This is a genomic window from Mesorhizobium sp. M1396 (assembly GCF_040317725.1).
Lineage (GTDB): Bacteria > Pseudomonadota > Alphaproteobacteria > Rhizobiales > Rhizobiaceae > Mesorhizobium.
On the sequence record NZ_JAMYLA010000061.1, the window covers coordinates 1 to 16,919 of the forward strand.

Consider the following 16,919-nt stretch of genomic DNA (forward strand, 5'->3'; position numbering starts at 1 on the left):
TTCTCTCGTTCCTCACTCAGTCGTCTCACTCTGCCACACTCGCGGCCCCCCGACCCCCCCCCGGGGGGGGGGGGGCGGCCCCCCGGGCGGGGGGGCCCCCCCCCCCCGCGCCGCCCCCCACCCGGACCTTCGGTCCGACCTCCCCACAAGGGGGAGGTAGGGGCCGCAGCCTAATTTACTCCGGCACGAACCTGACCGCGCCCTTGGCCGCGCTGGTCGCCATGGCGGCATAGGCGCGCAAGGCGGTCGTCACCTTGCGCTTGCGCTTTTCCTCGGGCTTCCAGGCCAGGGCGCCCTTGGCCTCCATCGCCACCCGGCGGGCCGCGATTTCCGCATCGTCGACAGCAAGGCGGATGCTGCGGTTCGGGATGTCGATCTCGATCGTATCGCCTTCCTGCACCAAGCCAATCAGCCCGCCTTCGGCGGCTTCCGGCGACGCATGGCCGATCGACAGGCCCGACGTACCGCCGGAGAAACGGCCATCGGTGACCAGCGCGCAGGCCTTGCCCAGCCCTTTCGACTTCAGATAGCTGGTCGGGTAGAGCATTTCCTGCATGCCGGGGCCGCCGCGCGGCCCCTCATAGCGGATGACGACGACATCGCCAGCCTTGATCTCGTTGGACAGGATCGCCTTGACGCTCGAATCCTGGCTTTCGAAGACGCGCGCCGGGCCGGTGAACTTCAGGATCGATTCATCGACGCCGGCGGTTTTCACGATGCAGCCGTCGAGCGCCAGATTGCCTTTCAGCACGGCAAGGCCACCGTCCTTGGAAAAGGGGTATTCGGCCGAGCGGATGACCCCCTTTTCGCGGTCGAGATCGAGTTCGTCCCAGCGGCGATCCTGGCTGAAGGCGACCTGCGTCGGCACGCCGCCAGGGGCGGCGAGGAAGAAATCGCGCACGCTCTGGCTGGTCGTGCGGGAAATATCCCAACGATCGAGGGCTTCGGCGAGCGTTGACGTATGCACGGTCGGCAGGTCGCGATTGATCAAGCCGGCATTGTCGAGCTGGCCGAGGATCGCCATGATGCCACCGGCGCGATGAACGTCTTCCATGTGGACGTCGGACTTGGCCGGAGCCACCTTGCACAGCACCGGCACCTTGCGCGACAGCGCGTCGATGTCATCCTGATCGAAGTCGATTTCGCCCTCATGCGCGGCGGCCAGGATATGCAGCACGGTGTTGGTCGAGCCGCCCATGGCGATATCGAGCGTCATGGCGTTCTCGAAGGCGCCCTTCGAGGCGATGTTGCGCGGCAGCGCGGTTTCGTCATCCTGCTCGTAGTAGCGCTGGGCGAGATCGACGATCAGGTGGCCGGCCTCGACGAACAGACGCTTGCGGTCGGCATGCGTGGCCAGCGTCGAACCGTTGCCCGGCAGCGACAGGCCAAGCGCTTCGGTCAAACAATTCATCGAATTGGCGGTGAACATGCCCGAGCAGGAGCCGCAGGTCGGGCAGGCCGAACGCTCGATGACCTTGACGTCCTCGTCGGAGACCTTGTCGTCGGCGGCCGCGACCATCGCGTCGACCAGGTCGAGCGCCTGCGTCTTGCCGGCGAGCACCACCTTGCCGGCTTCCATCGGCCCGCCGGAAACGAAGACGGTCGGGATGTTGAGGCGCAAGCTGGCCATCAGCATGCCGGGGGTGATCTTGTCGCAATTGGAGATGCAGACCATGGCGTCGGCACAATGCGCGTTCACCATGTACTCGACGGAATCGGCGATCAGCTCGCGCGACGGCAGCGAATAGAGCATGCCGTCATGGCCCATGGCGATGCCGTCATCGACGGCGATGGTGTTGAACTCCTTGGCGACGCCGCCGGCCTTCTCGATCTCGCGCGCGACCAGCTGGCCGAGGTCCTTCAAATGGACATGGCCCGGCACGAATTGGGTGAAGGAGTTGACCACCGCGATGATCGGCTTGCCGAAATCGCTGTCCTTCATGCCGGTGGCGCGCCAGAGGCCGCGGGCGCCGGCCATGTTGCGGCCATGGGTGGTGGTGCGGGAGCGATAGGCAGGCATATTTTTTCCTTGGTGGCTGGCCGCAGCCCAGGAATGGCGCGGCGGAGCTGAATTCGGGCCGCAGGCGTTATAGACGCGCAAGTATGGTCTGGCCACAATTTTGCAATGCGCCAGATTCCCCGCAAAAAACCAGAGCTTCCGAAAAAATTGCGGCCTGCTGTCGGATTGCATGCCGTATGCCCGTCCTTGGACAAACGGCAAGATATGGCACAATTCTCGAAACCTGCCGTTTCCCTGCAACAGCAAAAGACAACCCGAGGAGCGCGACATGCAAAAGATCTCCACTTTCCTGTGGTTCGACACCCAGGCCGAGGAGGCTGTGAATTTTTATGTCTCCATCTTCAAAAATTCGAAGGTGCTGAGCACGACGCGCTGGGGCAAGAGCGGCGGCGATCGTGAAGGCCAGGTGCTGGTCATGTCGTTCGAGCTCGATGGTGTGGAATTCCAGGCGCTCAATGGCGGCCCGCAACACAAGTTCACCGAGGCGATCTCGCTCTCCGTCGACTGCAAGACGCAGGAGGAAGTGGATTATTTCTGGGACAAGCTTGTCGAAGGCGGGCAGCCGGTTGCGTGCAGCTGGCTGAAGGACAAATTCGGCCTGTCTTGGCAGATCGTGCCGGAGCAATTGCCGAAACTGCTTCGCGACCCTGATCAGGCCAGGTCCGACCGGGTGATGCAGGCAATGATGAAGATGGTCAAAATCGACATCGCCAAGATCGAGGAAGCGGCCAGGGGGTGAGAAGCGGTCCGCGTAGCGGACGAAAAGCCAATTGCTTGGCTTTTCGAGCTTCGAACGCCCTGAGCCTGCGAAGGGCCGGGGGCATATAGGGGTCCATTAATTCTTGAGGTTGGCGCTGCCCCTCATCCGCCCTTCGGGCACCTTCTCCCCGTAAAACGGGGAGAAGGGAGAACTTCAAGCCGCCTTGTCGCGGACCTGATAATCCTTGATCGTGGCGAAGCGGATCGCTTTCCAGCGCTCGGCCTCGTAGTTCAGCGAAAAAGCGTGCTGGGCCAGAAACACCGGGTCGTTGTCGAGATCGCGGGCGATGTCGCCGCGATGCGCCTCGATGAAGCGGGGAACCTCGGCCTTGTCGTCGGCCGAGATCCAGCGGCAGACGGAAAAGCGCGACATCTCGAATTCGACGGGCAGCGTGTATTCGAAGTTCAGCCGTTCCTTCAGCACGTCGAGTTGCAGCGCGCCGACGACGCCGACAATCGCTGGTGAACCATCCTCGGGTGAAAATAGCTGCACGACGCCCTCCTCGGCCATTTGGTGCAGCGCTTCCTTGAGCTTCTTGGCCTTCATAGCGTCGCCGAGGCGGACACGGCGCAGGATTTCCGGGGCGAAATTCGGCACGCCGCGGAACAGTATCTCCTCGCCCTCGGTCAGCGTGTCGCCGATGCGCAGCGTGCCGTGATTGGGAATGCCGACGACATCACCGGCGAAGGCCTCGTCGGCGGTGACGCGGGTGCGGGCAAAGAAGAATTGCGGCGCCGACAGCGACATCGGTTTTCCCGTGCGCACCAGCCTGGCCTTCATGCCGCGCTCGAGCTTGCCCGAGCAGACTCGGACGAAGGCGATGCGGTCGCGGTGGTTGGGATCCATGTTGGCCTGGATCTTGAAAACGAAGGATGTCATCTTCTCTTCGGTCGCCTCGACCTTGCGGGTATCGGCTTCCTGCGCGCGCGGCGGCGGCCCAAAGGCGCCAAGCGCCTCGATCAGGTCGCGGACGCCATAGTTGCGCAGCGCCGAGCCGAAATAGACCGGCGTCAGGTGGCCTTCGCGAAAAGTGTCGATGTCGAGCGGCCGGCAGGCTCCGCGCGCCAATTCCAGCTCCTCGATGAAGGCCTCGCGCTCGTTTTCCGGCAACAGCCCGGCAACGCGATTGGAATCGGGACCGTTTACCGGCGTGCGTTCCTTCTCGTCGTCGCCCTTGCGCACCGCGTTCAACGCCAGATGGTAAGTGCCGGAAAAGGTTCTTCCCCGACCAATCGGCCAGGTGATGGGCGCGGTGTCCAGCGCCAGCTTCTGCTCGATCTCGTCCAAAATCTCGAACGGATCGCGGCTTTCGCGGTCCATCTTGTTGACGAAGGTGATGATCGGGATGTCGCGCAGGCGGCAGACCTCGAACAGTTTCAGCGTGCGCGGCTCGATGCCCTTGGCGGCATCGATGACCATGACGGCCGAGTCGACCGCCGACAGCGTGCGATAGGTGTCGTCGGCGAAATCCTCGTGGCCGGGCGTGTCGAGCAGGTTGAAGACATTGTCCTCGTACTCGAAGGTCATCACCGAGGTGACGACCGAAATGCCGCGCTCGCGCTCGATCTTCATCCAGTCGGACCGGGTCTGGATCTTGTCCTTCTTGGCCTTGACCTCGCCGGCAAGCTGAATGGCGCCACCGAACAGCAGCAGCTTTTCGGTGAGCGTCGTCTTGCCGGCGTCCGGGTGCGCGATGATCGCGAAGGTGCGGCGGCGCGCCACTTCTTCTTCTATTGCTTCGGGCATTCTCTGGGATTTCCGTGTGACAGGCCGGGCTTCTAGCAGCGTAGTGCCAAGCTGTCGACCGGTCCGGCGGGGCGGACGCCGCCGGGTGCCACCTGTCCGTCAGAGCACGGAGTCGGTCACGCCGTGGTTCGGACGAGCGCATTGCCGCATATTTCGCGTTGGCAAGCGGCTGCCGGGATGGCACTGGATGAACATCCCCACGAAATGACGAGGCAAAGGAGCGAACATGACAGCGGCCAAACAAGTGATCGTTATTGGCGCCGGCATCATCGGTGCCTCCATCGCCTGGCATCTGACCAAGGCGGGGGCGCGGGTGACGGTCATCGCCGACAGCGCCGCGGGCGGGGTGGCGACGCCGAACTCGTTCGCCTGGATCAACGCCAGCTGGGGCAATCCGGAGCCGTATTTCCGGCTACGCACCCGCGCGATGGCCGAATGGTCGCGGCTGGCGCGGGACCTGCCCGGCCTCCCGCTCAGCTGGTGCGGCGGCCTGTGCTGGGATCTGCCGGCCGCCGCGATGGAAACTTATGCCACGGAGCATTCCGCCTGGGGTTACGGCATCGAGCGCGTCGATCGCGCCGGCGCGGCGCGCATCGAGCCAAATCTCGCCGAGCTTCCCGAGTTTGCCCTGCATGTGGCTGAGGAGGGTGTCGCCGAGCCGGTGGCCGCCGCCCGCGCACTGTTGGCAGACGCGGAGCGACATGGCGCACGCATCATCTCCAGCACGGTCACGGCGCTGGTCCAGACCGGTGGCAAGATCACCGGTGTCGACACATCGCATGGCCTGATTGCCGCCAACGAGGTGGTGATCGCGGCCGGCGTCGGCTCCCCGGACATCGCCGCGACGGCCGGGATCAACCTGCCGATCGAGACACCGCCCGGCCTGATCGTTCACTCTCGGCCTTACAAAAAGCTGCTTAACGGCCTGGTGCTGGCCGAGCGGCTGCACATGCGCCAGACAGCCGAAGGGCGAATCATCGCCGGCTCGGATTTCGGAGGTGCCGATCCGGGTATGGATCCGCAAGAAACCGCCCGCGCGCTGTTCGCGGCCATGAAGGCCATGCTGCGCGACAGTGACGGGTTGGAACTGGATTTCCACACGGTCGGCTACCGACCGACGCCGATCGACGGCTTCCCGATCATCGGCCGCGCCGAGGGCATGGACGGCGTCTATGTCGCGGTCATGCATTCGGGCATCACGCTGGCGCCGGCCGTCGGCCTGTTCGCCGCACGGGAAATACTGGAGGGCGAGCGCGACCCGCTTTTGGCGCCTTATGGATTGGGACGCTTCGCTCAATAGCCCGGCGGACGGCGAAAGCCAGCGGCCGATGCCGCACGGGTCATCGATCCGACGCCGGCCAGCAACCGGCCTAAAGGAAATTGAAATACAGCGCCGGCGGGTACTGCATCCCGTCGGTGGCTCGCGCCTTTGCATCCGCGGCCGGCCTAATCCCGCCTGTCGATGCGTTGTCGAGTTGCTGCCGGGTCGCCTGCGCCTTGGCGGCATTGTCCTGCGTCACCAAGACTTTCTTCTTCGCCTCCGCCACCTGCGACAAGGCAAGCAGCACAAGCAGCGCGGACAGAACGAGTTTCATGACGGTTTCCTCTCTGGCTCCAAAGCGCTCCGCATTTTCTGGATCACCCATGCGTCGTGCCCAAGTTCTTGTCTCATGCACTCAAAACCGCCGCGCGGGCTTGCGCGGCTTGGCGCCTCACTGCCTGAAACCGGACTGATCGAGCAAGGCGACCTGTTTGCCATCGATGTAGAAGCGTATGGCGTGCGCCTCGTTGTCGACGTCGATGCGCGTCGGATTTGCGGCGAGCGCCACCGGTGCGGCCTTGATATATTTCGAGGGGAATTCACCGACCGGCGCGTATCGAAAGAGCAGCGCCAACGCGATACAACCAGCGGTAAATACAATGAACGTCAGTCTGGAAGAGGCATTCGAGGTCATCCGGTCGTTCCTTCAGGTTGAGGTGCCACAACGTAAGGTTGTCAGCAGGCTCCTTGAGCTTGGTTGCCCGTTGCTCGATTGGAGCGTGTCAGTGCTCTGCGAAGGAAGGGACGTGCTCGGCCCACGTTCAGCACGTTCTCGCGGAAGATATGCCCCTTGCCCTCCGCGAGCTTAGCGCCGGACCGCTACCGGAAAAGGCAGCACGTACGGAATACCGTGGAATTCTCTGGAATTCCTGGAATATTAGCTAATGGAAATATATCGTGAAAGGATAGATGCAGCATGATATGGCAGACAGCAAGCAGCAAGAGGCAGCCGTATGGCACAGCACATCGCGCAGAAATTGCGGCTGACGTCGGCGTTATTGGGGACCGTCACCCGCAAGGATCTGGCGGCGGCGTTCCGAGCCGTTAATCCCAAGACCGCGTTCGATCTCGGCCGCGCCGACAAATGGCTGCAAGGTCGCGCCCAGCCGCGCGAGCACAGTGTCTATGACGATTGGGCGAAGCTGCTTCGCTTGGAGCAGCCCGGCTCATGGATCGCCGACTGCGACCTGCCGCATTTCACCGCGGCCATCGCAGCCCGCCACGGCGTCGACAGCGCAGTGCTCGAACGCCGCGCCGGCAATCAATTCGATGCCTCCTCCAGCCATGATGAGCGCAGCCTCGTCTTCGCGCTGACCGGTGCTTATGCATGTTATTCGCGCGCCTGGTCGCCTTACTATCGCGGCCAGATCATCAAGGGCATCCTGTCGATCGAGGCAGGGCCTGGTCTGCATGGCTTGACCGCGACATATCGCGAAGCCTTGCCGACAGGCCAGCTGGTGCTTGGCGGCCCGGTCACGCCGGCCAAGCGCGCTCTTTACGTGCATCTGAAGGAAGCGGGCGGCGACGCCCAGTTCTTCATCAGCCTGTTGCCGCAGTCGCAGCCGGGAAGTGTGCTTGGCGGGTATATGTGCGGAACCGCTATTATCGGCCCGGAGACCCTGCCGTCATTGACCAGGATCCTCATGGTACGGCTGCACGATCCGGCGCCTGGGACCACCTCGTGGGGCGGATACCTGCTAGGCGACCAGTCGATATCAGAGGATTTGGCATCGCTCGGCATATCCATCGACCAGCCGGAGCAGGTCGACCGACAACTCATACGGTTCCTCGTGGGAGGCAGCGATGGCGGCGTCCACCAGATCCCGCCAGCCGAGTTCCGCGCCATTCTCGATGTCTTCGACCGCCATTGGCTGAGACATTCCAGCGCGCCGCAAAACCCCTGAAGGTGATTGCCAACCGATGCGCGCGACGTTGCCGTGATTTGCAACTAGACGGCCAGGGCCAGCTTCGCCGCAGCCGGAGCAAAGGGACGAATAGCCATGCCATCCCTGGTCATGGTGACAAAGCTTGATGGCGGAATAGCCTGCCAATCGCCGCCCTCGCGGTCAAACGGTTCGGACATGATGCAGCGGCAGCCGCCCTTGCGTAAGGTGGAGGTGTAGAGCGTCGGCGCGTGGGCGTCGGTCGCATAACGCACAGCGTGAAGAGCCTGCCCGTCCGAGAAGGCGGCGGTGAGTTTCAGTGACGGATCGAGACCGGCGCGGTGAGAGGCGTCGAGCACGCGGCTGGTGGCACGCGAGACGGCACCTTGCGGATCACCGGCCAACCCTTCGTCGATCATCAGCAGGAAAAACAACTCGGAATCGGTGGTGCCTTCGCGCTGGTCGAAAACGGCGTCGGACAGCGAGTTCTCCAGCGCGCGGCGGATCTTCTCGAAGCCGCCGATCTGGCCGTTGTGCATGAACGACCAGTTGCCGGAGATGAACGGATGGCAGTTCATCCGGCTGGTGGCGCCGCCTGTCGAGGCCCGCACATGGGCGAGGAACAGGCCGGATTTGATCTGCCGGCACAGGCTCTTCAGATTGGGATCGGACCAGGCCGGTAGGATGTCGCGGTAAAGACCGGGCTCCGGACGGTCGCCATACCAGGCAAGGCCAAAGCCGTCGCCATTGGTCGGCGACTTTGCTTCCTGGGCGCAATGGCTTTGGGCGATCAGCGAGTGGCAGGGCGCGGTGAGGATGTCTTCGAGAAAGACCGCTTCACCGAGATAGGCCGCCCATCGGCACATCGCTTCTGTCGTCCTCTAGGCGCGATCCATAAGAGCCGCGGGCTCCTTGGTCGCGTGTGTGCCTCTGTTGTGCGTCCGCTCGTAGAGTTCGCGAACGATTCGGCTGGCTGTAGTTTCAAACAGAAATGGCAAGAAAGCGTGAACGAGCGCGGCGCCCGCCGCCATCAGCAGCCGCGATGAGAACCAAGCGGCAAAGGCCATGTGGCCGAAATAGGTTTCGCCGACCTTGGCCGGATGAGAGGTGAAAATCCTTGCGACCGACATGCTGGTTCCCCTTCAGCGCTTGAAGTTCCTGATATGAGTATCCTGACACGCTTCGCCGGTTCATCGGTCTCAAATTATCCTTGTATTTGGCCCATTGATGGGACACACATCCCATATGGCATTGGAAATCGACGAAATCGACCGGAAATTGCTGAGCGAATTGCAACGCGACGGCACGCTGTCGGTCGACCAGCTGTCGGAACGGGTGGCCTTGTCGCGCAATGCCTGCTGGCGCCGGGTGAAGCGGCTGGAAGAGGATGGCGTCATCACCGGCCGGGTGGCGCTGGTCGATGCCGAAAAGCTCGGACTTGGCCTTTCCGTCTTCATCCTGATCCGCACGTCCAACCACGACCCGGAATGGCTGCAGAAGTTCCGCGCGGCGGTGACCGGCTTTCCCGAGATCACCGGCGTCTACCGCATGTCCGGCGACCTCGATTATGTCTTGCGCGCCCGCGTCGCCGACGTGAAGGCCTATGACCGGCTCTACCAGCGGCTGATTGCCAAGGTGGCGCTGTCGGACGTTTCCGCCTCGTTCGTGATGGAGGAGATCAAGGAGACCACCGTCGTTCCGATGACTAGGTCATAGTGATGCCTGAAAGAAAGACGTTGATAGCATTGCGGTCGAGTTGACCGAATCGCCGTTCGCGCCGATAGGATCGATTTTATGCGCGCAGCCCTTCAAACTCCCTCCGTCATCGGTCCGACCGTCGGCTTCGTCAGGTTGCCGCATGGTGAAGGACTTCCCCTTCCAGCCTATGAAAGCACCGGTGCGGCCGGCATGGATTTGCGCGCCGCGGTGCCCGACGACCGGCCGCTGCTGATCCTGCCTGGCAAACGCGCTTTGGTGCCGACCGGGCTGATCCTGGAAATTCCGGAAGGTATGGAAGGTCAGGTGCGGCCGCGTTCCGGACTTGCTTTCAAACATGGGCTGACCGTCCTCAACACGCCCGGCACCATCGACAGCGACTATCGCGGCGAGGTGAAGGTGCTGCTGATCAACCTCGGCGACGAGGACTTTGCCGTGACGCGCGGCATGCGCATCGCCCAGATCGTCTTCGCGGCGGTGACGCAGGCGGCCGGGGAAGAACGGACATTGGCCGGCGGCACGGCGCGTGGCGCGGGCGGGTTCGGATCGACCGGCACCGCCTGATGTCTGAACTGCCTAAACTTGTCATCTTCGACTGCGATGGCATCCTGGTCGACACCGAGAACCTCGCCAATCGGCGCCTCGCCGAATGGTTGAGCGCCGCCGGCTATCCGACAGGCTTCGAATATTGCCGCAAGAATTTCTCCGGCCGCAGCATGGCGTCGGTGCAAAAACAGATCGAAGAGGAAACCAGCGTCAGGCTCGGCGCCGATTTCGTGGATCGCTGGAACGCCGGCCTGCCGGATCTGTTCGCCCATGGCGTCGAGGCGATCCCCTACGTCCGCGAGTTTGTCGAAGCCGTGCGTTCAGCCGGCATCGCCTATTGCGTCGCCACCTCGGCCAGGGTGTCGAAGATGCACATCACGCTCGGCCAGACCGGGCTGTTACCGCTGTTCGAGCACGCAATGTTTTCTTCGACCATGGTCGCGCGCGGCAAGCCGTTTCCCGACCTGTTCCTGCATGCGGCCAAGACCATGGGCTTTTCGCCCGCCGACTGCATCGTCATTGAGGACAGCGTCGCCGGCACGCAGGCAGGCATCGCCGCCGGCATGCGGGTATTTTCCTATTACGCCGATCCCCATTCCGACCGAGATGGCCTGATCCAGGCCGGCGGCATACTGTTCGACGACATGCGCGAGCTGGCCGGGCTGGTGCCGATCCACTGACCTGATCTCCAGCCTACTGCTGTACGCCTCGATCGGCCGTGGTAGCTTGGCCCGCCAGACCTGAGGCCGCGCATGAAACCCATCCTGCCAGTCATATGCCGCCATCAGAAGACATCGCGCTACGCCAAGGATTCCGACGCGCTGGACAAATTGGCAGGAGAGAACGCCAAACGCTTCTGAACCAACCGCATTCGTTTGCCCGGCCAAAAAGAGCACGATAAAATCCGTTTAGCCACACCGCACATGATGGGGGAACTACCATGGACAAGGGCAAGATCTTTCGCGACCTGCATGCCTCGACCTTCGTCATGCCCAATCCCTGGGATATCGGCACGACGAAGCTGCTGGCTTCTTTCGGCTTCACGGCGCTGGCGACGACCAGCGCCGGCTTTGCCTTTTCGCGCGGCCTGCCGGATGGCGCCGTGACCTTCGACCAGATGATCCACCATTGCCGCGAGCTGACGGCGGCGACCAGCCTGCCGGTCTCGGCCGATCTCGAGAAAGGCAAGGGCGACAGCCCGACCAGTGCCGCGGAAACCGTCTTCGCGGCGGAAGCGGCCGGCCTTGCCGGCTGCTCGATCGAGGACCACACCGGCGACCCGGACAAGCCGATCTATGATTTCTCGCATGCCGTCGAGCGCGTCGCGGCGGCCGTAGAGGCGGCTCGCGCACTGAAGCGCGATTTCGTCTTCACCGCGCGCGCCGAGAATTTCCTGTGGGGCAAGTCCGACCTCGACGACACCATCAAGCGGCTGCAGGCTTTCGAGAAGGCCGGCGCCGATGTGCTCTATGCGCCGGGCATCGGCGACGTCGAGATGGTGCGTGCGATCTGCTCGGCGGTCGGCAAGCCGGTCAACGTCATGGCGAGGCCCGGCTTCACCATCGCCGATCTCGGCATGGCCGGCGTCAAGCGCATCTCGCTCGGGCCATGGCTGACCAATTTCGCCTATGGAATGCTGGAGACGGCGGCGCGCGAGATCCAGCAGGACGGCACGTTCGGCTTCACCCGCGCCGCCATGCCTTTCGGCAAATTGCAGGCCCTGTTCGGCAAACCTTCAGCTTAGATAGGGCCCATCTCATGACGCTTACCGTCGTCGACATGCATACCGGCGGCGAGCCGCTCAGGATCGTCACCGGCGGCTATCCGGATATTCCGAAGGGCACGATCCTGGAGAAGCGCGCCTATGTGCGCGACCGTCTCGATCATCTCAGGAAAATCCTGATGTTCGAGCCGCGCGGCCATTACGACATGTACGGCGCCTTGCTGGTCGAGCCGGACCTGCCCGGTGCCGATCTCGCCGTGCTGTTCATGCACAATGAAGGCTATTCGACCATGTGCGGCCACGCCATCGTCGCGCTCGGCCGCTACGCCGTCGACGAAGGACTGGTGACGAAACGCGAGCCGGTGACGACCGTCAACATCGAGGCGCCGTGCGGATTGGTCGTCGCCTCGGTCGAGATCAGGGACGGCAAGGCCGGCGCGGTGTCGTTCGAAAGCGTGCCGGCGTTCCTGTTCGCCGGCGGCCAGACGATAGAGCTTGCGGGCCATGGCACGATCGGCTTCAACGTCGCCTATGGCGGCGCTTTCTACGCGCTGGCCGATTGCCACCAATTCGGGCTCGAATTCGGCCGCGACCGGGTACGCGATTTCGTCGATGCGGCAACCGCGCTGACCAACAGGCTCAAGGCCGAATTTCCGCTGTCGCATCCCGACCACGCTGATCTTGCCTTTCTCTACGGCACCATCCTAACCGATGGCCGCGACGCGTTTTCCAATGAGGTGACCAAAAACATCTGCGTCTTCGCCGAGGCCGAGGTCGACCGCTCGCCGACCGGCTCCGGTGTCACCGCAAGGTTGGCGGCCATGCATGCCAAGGGCGAGATCGCGATCGGGCAGACACGCATGTTCGAGAGCATCGCCGGCTCGCGTTTTTCCGGAGCCGTGGTGCGGACGGCGACGGCTGGCCCGCACGATGCGATCATCGCCCGCGTCGGCGGCCGCGCCTATTATTCCGGGCGGGCTGAGTTCATCGTCGAGGCGGACGACGAACTCGGACTCGGTTTCCTTCTACGCTGAGCAGAGCCTAGCCGCGGCGAGTAATTTCCCGCGCGCTGATCGCCTTGTGCAGATGCACCATCATGGCGGCGGCGAACAGCGGGGTCACCAGATTTAGTAGCGGCACGGCGAGGAAGGCAGCGATGAGCAGCCCGGCGAAAAACACGGTGCCGGCATAGTGCCTGCGCAAGGCCCTGGCCTCGTCTTCCCCGCGAAAGCGCATGACGGCGAATTCGAAGAACTCGCGCCCAAGCAGATAGCCGTTGATGATGAAGAAGGCGGCGATGTTGACGCCCGGCACCAGAAACAGCAGCAGCGCGACGATGTTGCCGAGGACGACGACACCGAGGAATCGCATCGACAGCACCAGCGAGCGCAGCGCCGGCATGGCACGTCCGGGCGGATCGCCGGGATAGTCGGTGCGCTCGACCACGTCGGCGATATCGTCGAGAAACAGGCCGGCGACAACAGCCGTCACCGGCGCGATGAGCAGCGCCATGCCGAAGGCAAGCGCGATAGCCGCGATGATGCCGCCGAGCCACCCGGCCCAGGAGGGCATGCCGGGCAACAGCGTCTGCAGCCATGTCAGGGCCAGCCACTCGACAAGGCTGGTCAGACCGAACCACAAGGCCACCAGCGCCAGCAAAGTCAGCCCAAGCGTCTTGAAGAACACGGCGCGAAAGGGACGCGAGAGCAGCTCGAAGGCCGCGGTGCGGGCAGCGTCGAAAATCACTGTGCTTGGACCCCTCTAGCGGATACCACCGCGCGGGCGGACGCCTCCGAGATAGGCGGCGCAGGCCGCGAGCACAAGCGTTGGGCGTTTACCGTGCAAACGCCGGGTTGCGAACCGGGATGGTCATCGCTGCCACCCCGGCCACGACAAACGCCATTCCCAGCCATGCCGTCGAACCCAGGCTTTCGCCAAGGAAGAGGGCGCCGATGCCGACGCCGATCGGCACGCGCAGATAGGCTTGCGAGGTGGTGCCGACCGAGCCCAGCGTGTGTATGAGGCGGAAATAGATGACGAAAGCCAGCGCGGTGGAAAAGACCGACAGGCCCAGCAAGGCCAGGATCGACGCCGTTGATGGCGCCAGCGTCCATGGTTGGTCGAACACAAGACTGAGCGGCACGAGAATGACTGCACCGCAGAGCATCGAGCCGGCGGCCGGCAGCACCGGGTCGAGGCCCTTGAAACCACGGCCGAAAATCGCCGCGCCGGCATAGCAGATCGTCGCCGCGACGATTGCCAATTGTGCCCACAGTTCATGACCGAGACCATTCAGCGCCTCGGTGCCAATGATGAGGCAGATACCGGCAATGCCGGTGCCGACGCCAATCAGTTTGCGCAACGTGACCGGCTCGTGGCGGGTGATGAGCGCAGTCAAAAGGAAGGTGAAGATCGGCGAGGTCGCGTTCAGGATGGTGGCGAGGCCAGCATCGACCGAACGTTCGGCCGCAGCGATCAGGGTGAACGGGATGACACTGTTGAGGCATGCCTGGAAGGCGAACCGACGCCAGCTTGCCGCATCGCCCGGCATGGCCAGCCCGCGCCAGCGGATGATGGCGAACAGGATGCCACCCGCGATCAGGGTGCGGGCGGCAATGAAGGTGACCGGAGGGATCGTCTCGACGCCTATCTTGATGAAGGTGTAGGAGGCGCCCCAGAGCACCGCCAGCACGGCGAGCAGTGCCAGGTCGGTCGTCATGTCGTTCTTTGCTGGCTCGTTCCTTGTAGACATGCTCTTTGTGGACATTGGGGGCTGGCTCGCCTTCGAAACAGAATCGGCTGAGCCAGGCTTGTAGGCCGTGTGGCGACGAAATGCTTCGGCCACGGTCGAATTGTCATAGCGCCTCGTGGCGGATGCGCCTTTGGCTTGTTCCAGCCTGATCCGCCAAAGTTGCGTGTCACGCCCTAGGCAAAACGGTTTCAAATCGCTAGACCCGCGCCGGGCCGGCGTGGCAAGAAGCCGGCTCGGGTTTTTGGCGGAGACATTGATGCCGAAATATGACGTGCTTTGCATCGGCAATGCCATTGTCGACATCATCGCCCAGTGCGACGAGGAATTCCTCGAGACCAATGGCATTATCAAGGGCGCGATGAACCTCATCGACACCCGGCGCGCCGAACTGCTCTACAGCCGCATGGGCCCGGCGATCGAAGCCTCCGGCGGTAGCGCCGGCAACACGGCGGCCGGTGTCGCAAGCTTCGGCGGCCGCGCGGCCTTCTTCGGCAAGGTCTCCAACGATGCGCTGGGCGAAATCTATGCCCACGACATCCATGCGCAGGGCGTCGCCTTCGACACCAGGCCGCTCAAGGGCGAGCCGCCGACGGCGCGCTCGATGATCTTCGTCACCCCCGACGGCGAGCGCTCGATGAACACCTATCTCGGCGCCTGCGTCGAACTCGGCCCTGAGGATGTCGAGGCCGACAAGGCGTCTGGCGCCAAGGTCACCTATTTCGAGGGCTATCTGTGGGATCCGCCGCGCGCCAAGGAAGCGATCCGGCAGACGGCGAAGCTGGCGCACGCGGCAGGCCGCGAAGTGTCCATGACGTTGTCGGATTCGTTCTGCGTCGACCGCTATCGCGACGAGTTCCTCGACCTGATGCGTTCGGGCACGGTCGACATCGTCTTTGCCAACAGCCACGAGATCAAGTCGCTCTACCAGACATCGTCGTTCGACGAGGCGCTGGCACAGATCCGCAAGGATTGCCGGATCGCCGCCGTGACCCGTTCGGAGAAAGGCTCGGTGATCGTGCGCGGCGACGAGACCGTGGTCATCAAGGCGACCGCGATCAGGGAACTGGTCGACACGACGGGCGCCGGCGATCTCTATGCCGCCGGGTTCCTGCATGGCTACACGCAAGGCCGCGACCTGCAGACCTGCGGCGACCTTGGCTCACTGGCGGCCGGATTGGTGATCCAGCAGATCGGCCCCAGGCCGCGGCAGAATTTGCGACGCGAGGCCGAGCAGGCGGGTTTGCTTTAGGGACAACTGCCGATCTCCCCCCTCGTGGGGGAGATGGCCGGCAGGCCAGAGGGGGCGCTGTCCTGCCTGCATCTCCAAGGCTTTACACTGGCGCCAACCCCAAAATAGACGGCATGAATTCCTGGATCCATGCGCGACGTCGACGTCGTCAGAAGGACGTGGAGCTCGGGCGCAAACATCGCTCCATAGCGATCCTTCGCGCCCCCCTCTGCCCTGCCGGGCATCTCCCCCAGGGGGAGATCGGCGGTTTGGCGGTCGGTGCGCTCACCGTCGCGCGGCTGTCACACATCGCACCTACACGCAATCCAGGCGCCCCGACTGACATTTCGGTGCGCCCTCGGCCAGTTGGGGTGTCAAGAAATGCAAGACAGCAAGCTGTCGGGCTGCTGTATCTGTTGCCGCGGCGATTTCCGCTTTCCGCTGTAGAAGTTCAACAGCCGGCCGCTGGGAGGAGCGCGCGGCCCGGAAGACAGATGCATGAACAGATTTCAGATCCAGGGCCTCAAGCAGGACGACTTCGCGGAGATGGTCGCCGAGGACGTCGAACGCGCGCTTGCCCACTATGACGAGGCCATCAACAAGCCCACCATGGTCTCGGTCGGCAAGATCGCCGGCAGCATAGCTTCCGCGGTCACCTTGCTGTCGCCGAAACACCAGCGCGCCATCGACACCATCCACGCCGACCTTCCCGGCCTGGCCTCGAAATTCGTGCGCGCGCTGGCGGCGGAGGCTGCGCGCCGCGGCGAAGCCGGTATCACTGGCGCCACAAATCCGCCGACGACGCTATTGGCCGATATCGAGCAAACTTCGCCGCCAAAGTCCGACGACCTCGAATCGATGCTGATCGAGGACTGGGCGGGCCGCGTCGCCGGATCGACCTATCTTGAGGAGAACCTGCTCATCGCGCGGTCGACGCTGCACCGCTGGCAAAGGCGGGGCGAGGTCATCGCCCTGCGCAAGGGCGGCCGCAAACATGTCTTCCCGCTGGCGCAGTTCGTCGACGGCAGACCGGTGGCGGGCATCCGCGCCGTGCTGTCCCTGATCAGCAATCCGAGGCTGGCGTGGCTGTGGCTGACGCGCCCCTCAGCCGACCTCGAAGGCCAAGTCCCGATCGACCTGCTGCGGCAGGATCAGGTCGAGGAGGTCGTCGAGGCCGCACGCGTGTTCGCGCCGGCTTGATGGCTTTGGTGCACCCCAGTCGCG

General features: G+C 63.6%; 18 protein-coding genes. 10 read left to right on the forward strand and 8 right to left on the reverse strand.

The features are described from left to right. Positions 1–175: 175 nt before the first annotated feature. Positions 176–2,020, reverse strand: coding sequence for a dihydroxy-acid dehydratase (gene ilvD, locus NKH02_RS29085; RefSeq protein ID WP_352868909.1), 1,845 nt, complete (start codon positions 2,018–2,020; stop codon positions 176–178). Positions 2,021–2,288: 268 nt separating this feature from the next. Between ilvD and NKH02_RS29090 the strand changes: the two genes are divergently transcribed. Then, complete coding sequence (locus NKH02_RS29090; protein ID WP_352868912.1) at positions 2,289–2,759, forward strand: VOC family protein; 471 nt, start codon at positions 2,289–2,291, stop codon at positions 2,757–2,759. A 174-nt stretch (positions 2,760–2,933) separates the two neighbouring features. On the opposite strand, the gene NKH02_RS29095 is transcribed toward NKH02_RS29090, so the two are convergent. Continuing rightward, positions 2,934–4,526, reverse strand: a complete 1,593-nt coding sequence (locus NKH02_RS29095; RefSeq protein WP_352868914.1) for a peptide chain release factor 3 — start codon at positions 4,524–4,526, stop codon at positions 2,934–2,936. Between the two features lie 226 nt (positions 4,527–4,752). Between NKH02_RS29095 and NKH02_RS29100 the strand changes: the two genes are divergently transcribed. Continuing rightward, entirely contained in the window at positions 4,753–5,826 is a 1,074-nt protein-coding gene (locus NKH02_RS29100) for an NAD(P)/FAD-dependent oxidoreductase (RefSeq protein WP_352883123.1), read from the forward strand. A 70-nt stretch (positions 5,827–5,896) separates the two neighbouring features. Here NKH02_RS29100 and NKH02_RS29105 read toward each other — a convergent pair whose 3' ends face one another. Beyond that, positions 5,897–6,172, reverse strand: coding sequence for a hypothetical protein (locus tag NKH02_RS29105; RefSeq protein WP_352883124.1), 276 nt, complete (start codon positions 6,170–6,172; stop codon positions 5,897–5,899). A 66-nt stretch (positions 6,173–6,238) separates the two neighbouring features. Then, positions 6,239–6,481, reverse strand: a complete 243-nt coding sequence (locus NKH02_RS29110) for a hypothetical protein (protein ID WP_352868922.1) — start codon at positions 6,479–6,481, stop codon at positions 6,239–6,241. A gap of 319 nt (positions 6,482–6,800) precedes the next feature. On the opposite strand from NKH02_RS29110, the gene NKH02_RS29115 reads away from it, so the two are divergent. Beyond that, on the forward strand, positions 6,801–7,751 hold the full coding sequence (locus NKH02_RS29115) for a hypothetical protein (protein ID WP_352883125.1): 951 nt from the start codon (positions 6,801–6,803) through the stop codon (positions 7,749–7,751). A gap of 44 nt (positions 7,752–7,795) precedes the next feature. Here the strand turns inward: NKH02_RS29115 and NKH02_RS29120 are convergent, their stop codons facing one another. Together NKH02_RS29120 and NKH02_RS29125 are read right to left on the reverse strand one after the other, a co-directional pair. Beyond that, the gene (locus NKH02_RS29120; RefSeq protein WP_352883126.1) at positions 7,796–8,596 is read right to left on the reverse strand and encodes a class II glutamine amidotransferase; all 801 of its coding nucleotides are present in this window, start codon (positions 8,594–8,596) and stop codon (positions 7,796–7,798) included. Positions 8,597–8,611: 15 nt separating this feature from the next. After that, positions 8,612–8,860 carry a DUF6356 family protein gene (locus NKH02_RS29125; RefSeq protein ID WP_352868929.1) on the reverse strand — a complete coding sequence of 83 codons (249 nt, stop codon included), beginning with the start codon at positions 8,858–8,860 and terminating at the stop codon, positions 8,612–8,614. 115 nt (positions 8,861–8,975) lie between these two features. On the opposite strand from NKH02_RS29125, the gene NKH02_RS29130 reads away from it, so the two are divergent. The 5 genes from NKH02_RS29130 (at position 8,976) to NKH02_RS29150 (ending at position 12,749) form a co-directional block, all read left to right on the forward strand. Then, positions 8,976–9,446: an Lrp/AsnC family transcriptional regulator gene (locus NKH02_RS29130; protein WP_352868932.1), complete on the forward strand. Its 471-nt coding sequence runs from the start codon at positions 8,976–8,978 to the stop codon at positions 9,444–9,446. 78 nt (positions 9,447–9,524) lie between these two features. Further along, complete coding sequence (dut, locus tag NKH02_RS29135) at positions 9,525–10,010, forward strand: dUTP diphosphatase (RefSeq protein ID WP_352883127.1); 486 nt, start codon at positions 9,525–9,527, stop codon at positions 10,008–10,010. Continuing rightward, entirely contained in the window at positions 10,010–10,672 is a 663-nt protein-coding gene (locus NKH02_RS29140) for an HAD family hydrolase (RefSeq protein WP_352883128.1), read from the forward strand. Before dut ends, NKH02_RS29140 begins: the two co-directional genes overlap by 1 nt. Positions 10,673–10,932: 260 nt before the next feature. Beyond that, a complete protein-coding gene (locus tag NKH02_RS29145) occupies positions 10,933–11,736 on the forward strand; it encodes an isocitrate lyase/PEP mutase family protein (RefSeq protein WP_352883129.1) in 804 nt (267 codons plus the stop codon). A 14-nt stretch (positions 11,737–11,750) separates the two neighbouring features. Next, positions 11,751–12,749, forward strand: a complete 999-nt coding sequence (locus NKH02_RS29150) for a proline racemase family protein (protein ID WP_352883131.1) — start codon at positions 11,751–11,753, stop codon at positions 12,747–12,749. Between the two features lie 7 nt (positions 12,750–12,756). On the opposite strand, the gene NKH02_RS29155 is transcribed toward NKH02_RS29150, so the two are convergent. After that, positions 12,757–13,461, reverse strand: a complete 705-nt coding sequence (locus tag NKH02_RS29155; protein ID WP_352883132.1) for a sulfate transporter family protein — start codon at positions 13,459–13,461, stop codon at positions 12,757–12,759. Positions 13,462–13,549: 88 nt separating this feature from the next. Then, positions 13,550–14,434 carry a DMT family transporter gene (locus NKH02_RS29160; RefSeq protein WP_352883133.1) on the reverse strand — a complete coding sequence of 295 codons (885 nt, stop codon included), beginning with the start codon at positions 14,432–14,434 and terminating at the stop codon, positions 13,550–13,552. A 289-nt stretch (positions 14,435–14,723) separates the two neighbouring features. Here NKH02_RS29160 and NKH02_RS29165 point away from each other — a divergent pair, with 289 nt between their 5' ends. Both NKH02_RS29165 and NKH02_RS29170 read left to right on the forward strand, forming a co-directional pair. After that, entirely contained in the window at positions 14,724–15,716 is a 993-nt protein-coding gene (locus tag NKH02_RS29165; RefSeq protein ID WP_352883134.1) for an adenosine kinase, read from the forward strand. A 477-nt stretch (positions 15,717–16,193) separates the two neighbouring features. Next, positions 16,194–16,895: an antitoxin Xre/MbcA/ParS-like domain-containing protein gene (locus NKH02_RS29170; RefSeq protein ID WP_352883135.1), complete on the forward strand. Its 702-nt coding sequence runs from the start codon at positions 16,194–16,196 to the stop codon at positions 16,893–16,895. The last annotated feature ends 24 nt before the right edge of the window (positions 16,896–16,919 follow it).

Bases quoted from the DNA above. Each gene is read 5' to 3' on its own strand.
- NKH02_RS29110 (WP_352868922.1), bottom strand. From the start codon at position 6,481: ATGACCTCGAATGCCTCTTCCAGACTGACGTTCATTGTATTTACCGCT.
- NKH02_RS29140 (WP_352883128.1), top strand. From the start codon at position 10,010: ATGTCTGAACTGCCTAAACTTGTCATCTTCGACTGCGATGGCATCCTG.
- NKH02_RS29090 (WP_352868912.1), top strand. From the start codon at position 2,289: ATGCAAAAGATCTCCACTTTCCTGTGGTTCGACACCCAGGCCGAGGAG.
- NKH02_RS29130 (WP_352868932.1), top strand. From the start codon at position 8,976: ATGGCATTGGAAATCGACGAAATCGACCGGAAATTGCTGAGCGAATTG.
- NKH02_RS29120 (WP_352883126.1), bottom strand. From the start codon at position 8,596: ATGTGCCGATGGGCGGCCTATCTCGGTGAAGCGGTCTTTCTCGAAGAC.
- NKH02_RS29145 (WP_352883129.1), top strand. From the start codon at position 10,933: ATGGACAAGGGCAAGATCTTTCGCGACCTGCATGCCTCGACCTTCGTC.
- NKH02_RS29095 (WP_352868914.1), bottom strand. From the start codon at position 4,526: ATGCCCGAAGCAATAGAAGAAGAAGTGGCGCGCCGCCGCACCTTCGCG.
- NKH02_RS29100 (WP_352883123.1), top strand. From the start codon at position 4,753: ATGACAGCGGCCAAACAAGTGATCGTTATTGGCGCCGGCATCATCGGT.
- dut (WP_352883127.1), top strand. From the start codon at position 9,525: ATGCGCGCAGCCCTTCAAACTCCCTCCGTCATCGGTCCGACCGTCGGC.
- NKH02_RS29165 (WP_352883134.1), top strand. From the start codon at position 14,724: ATGCCGAAATATGACGTGCTTTGCATCGGCAATGCCATTGTCGACATC.
- NKH02_RS29150 (WP_352883131.1), top strand. From the start codon at position 11,751: ATGACGCTTACCGTCGTCGACATGCATACCGGCGGCGAGCCGCTCAGG.
- NKH02_RS29160 (WP_352883133.1), bottom strand. From the start codon at position 14,434: ATGACGACCGACCTGGCACTGCTCGCCGTGCTGGCGGTGCTCTGGGGC.
- NKH02_RS29115 (WP_352883125.1), top strand. From the start codon at position 6,801: ATGGCACAGCACATCGCGCAGAAATTGCGGCTGACGTCGGCGTTATTG.
- NKH02_RS29170 (WP_352883135.1), top strand. From the start codon at position 16,194: ATGAACAGATTTCAGATCCAGGGCCTCAAGCAGGACGACTTCGCGGAG.
- NKH02_RS29105 (WP_352883124.1), bottom strand. From the start codon at position 6,172: ATGGGTGATCCAGAAAATGCGGAGCGCTTTGGAGCCAGAGAGGAAACC.
- NKH02_RS29125 (WP_352868929.1), bottom strand. From the start codon at position 8,860: ATGTCGGTCGCAAGGATTTTCACCTCTCATCCGGCCAAGGTCGGCGAA.
- ilvD (WP_352868909.1), bottom strand. From the start codon at position 2,020: ATGCCTGCCTATCGCTCCCGCACCACCACCCATGGCCGCAACATGGCC.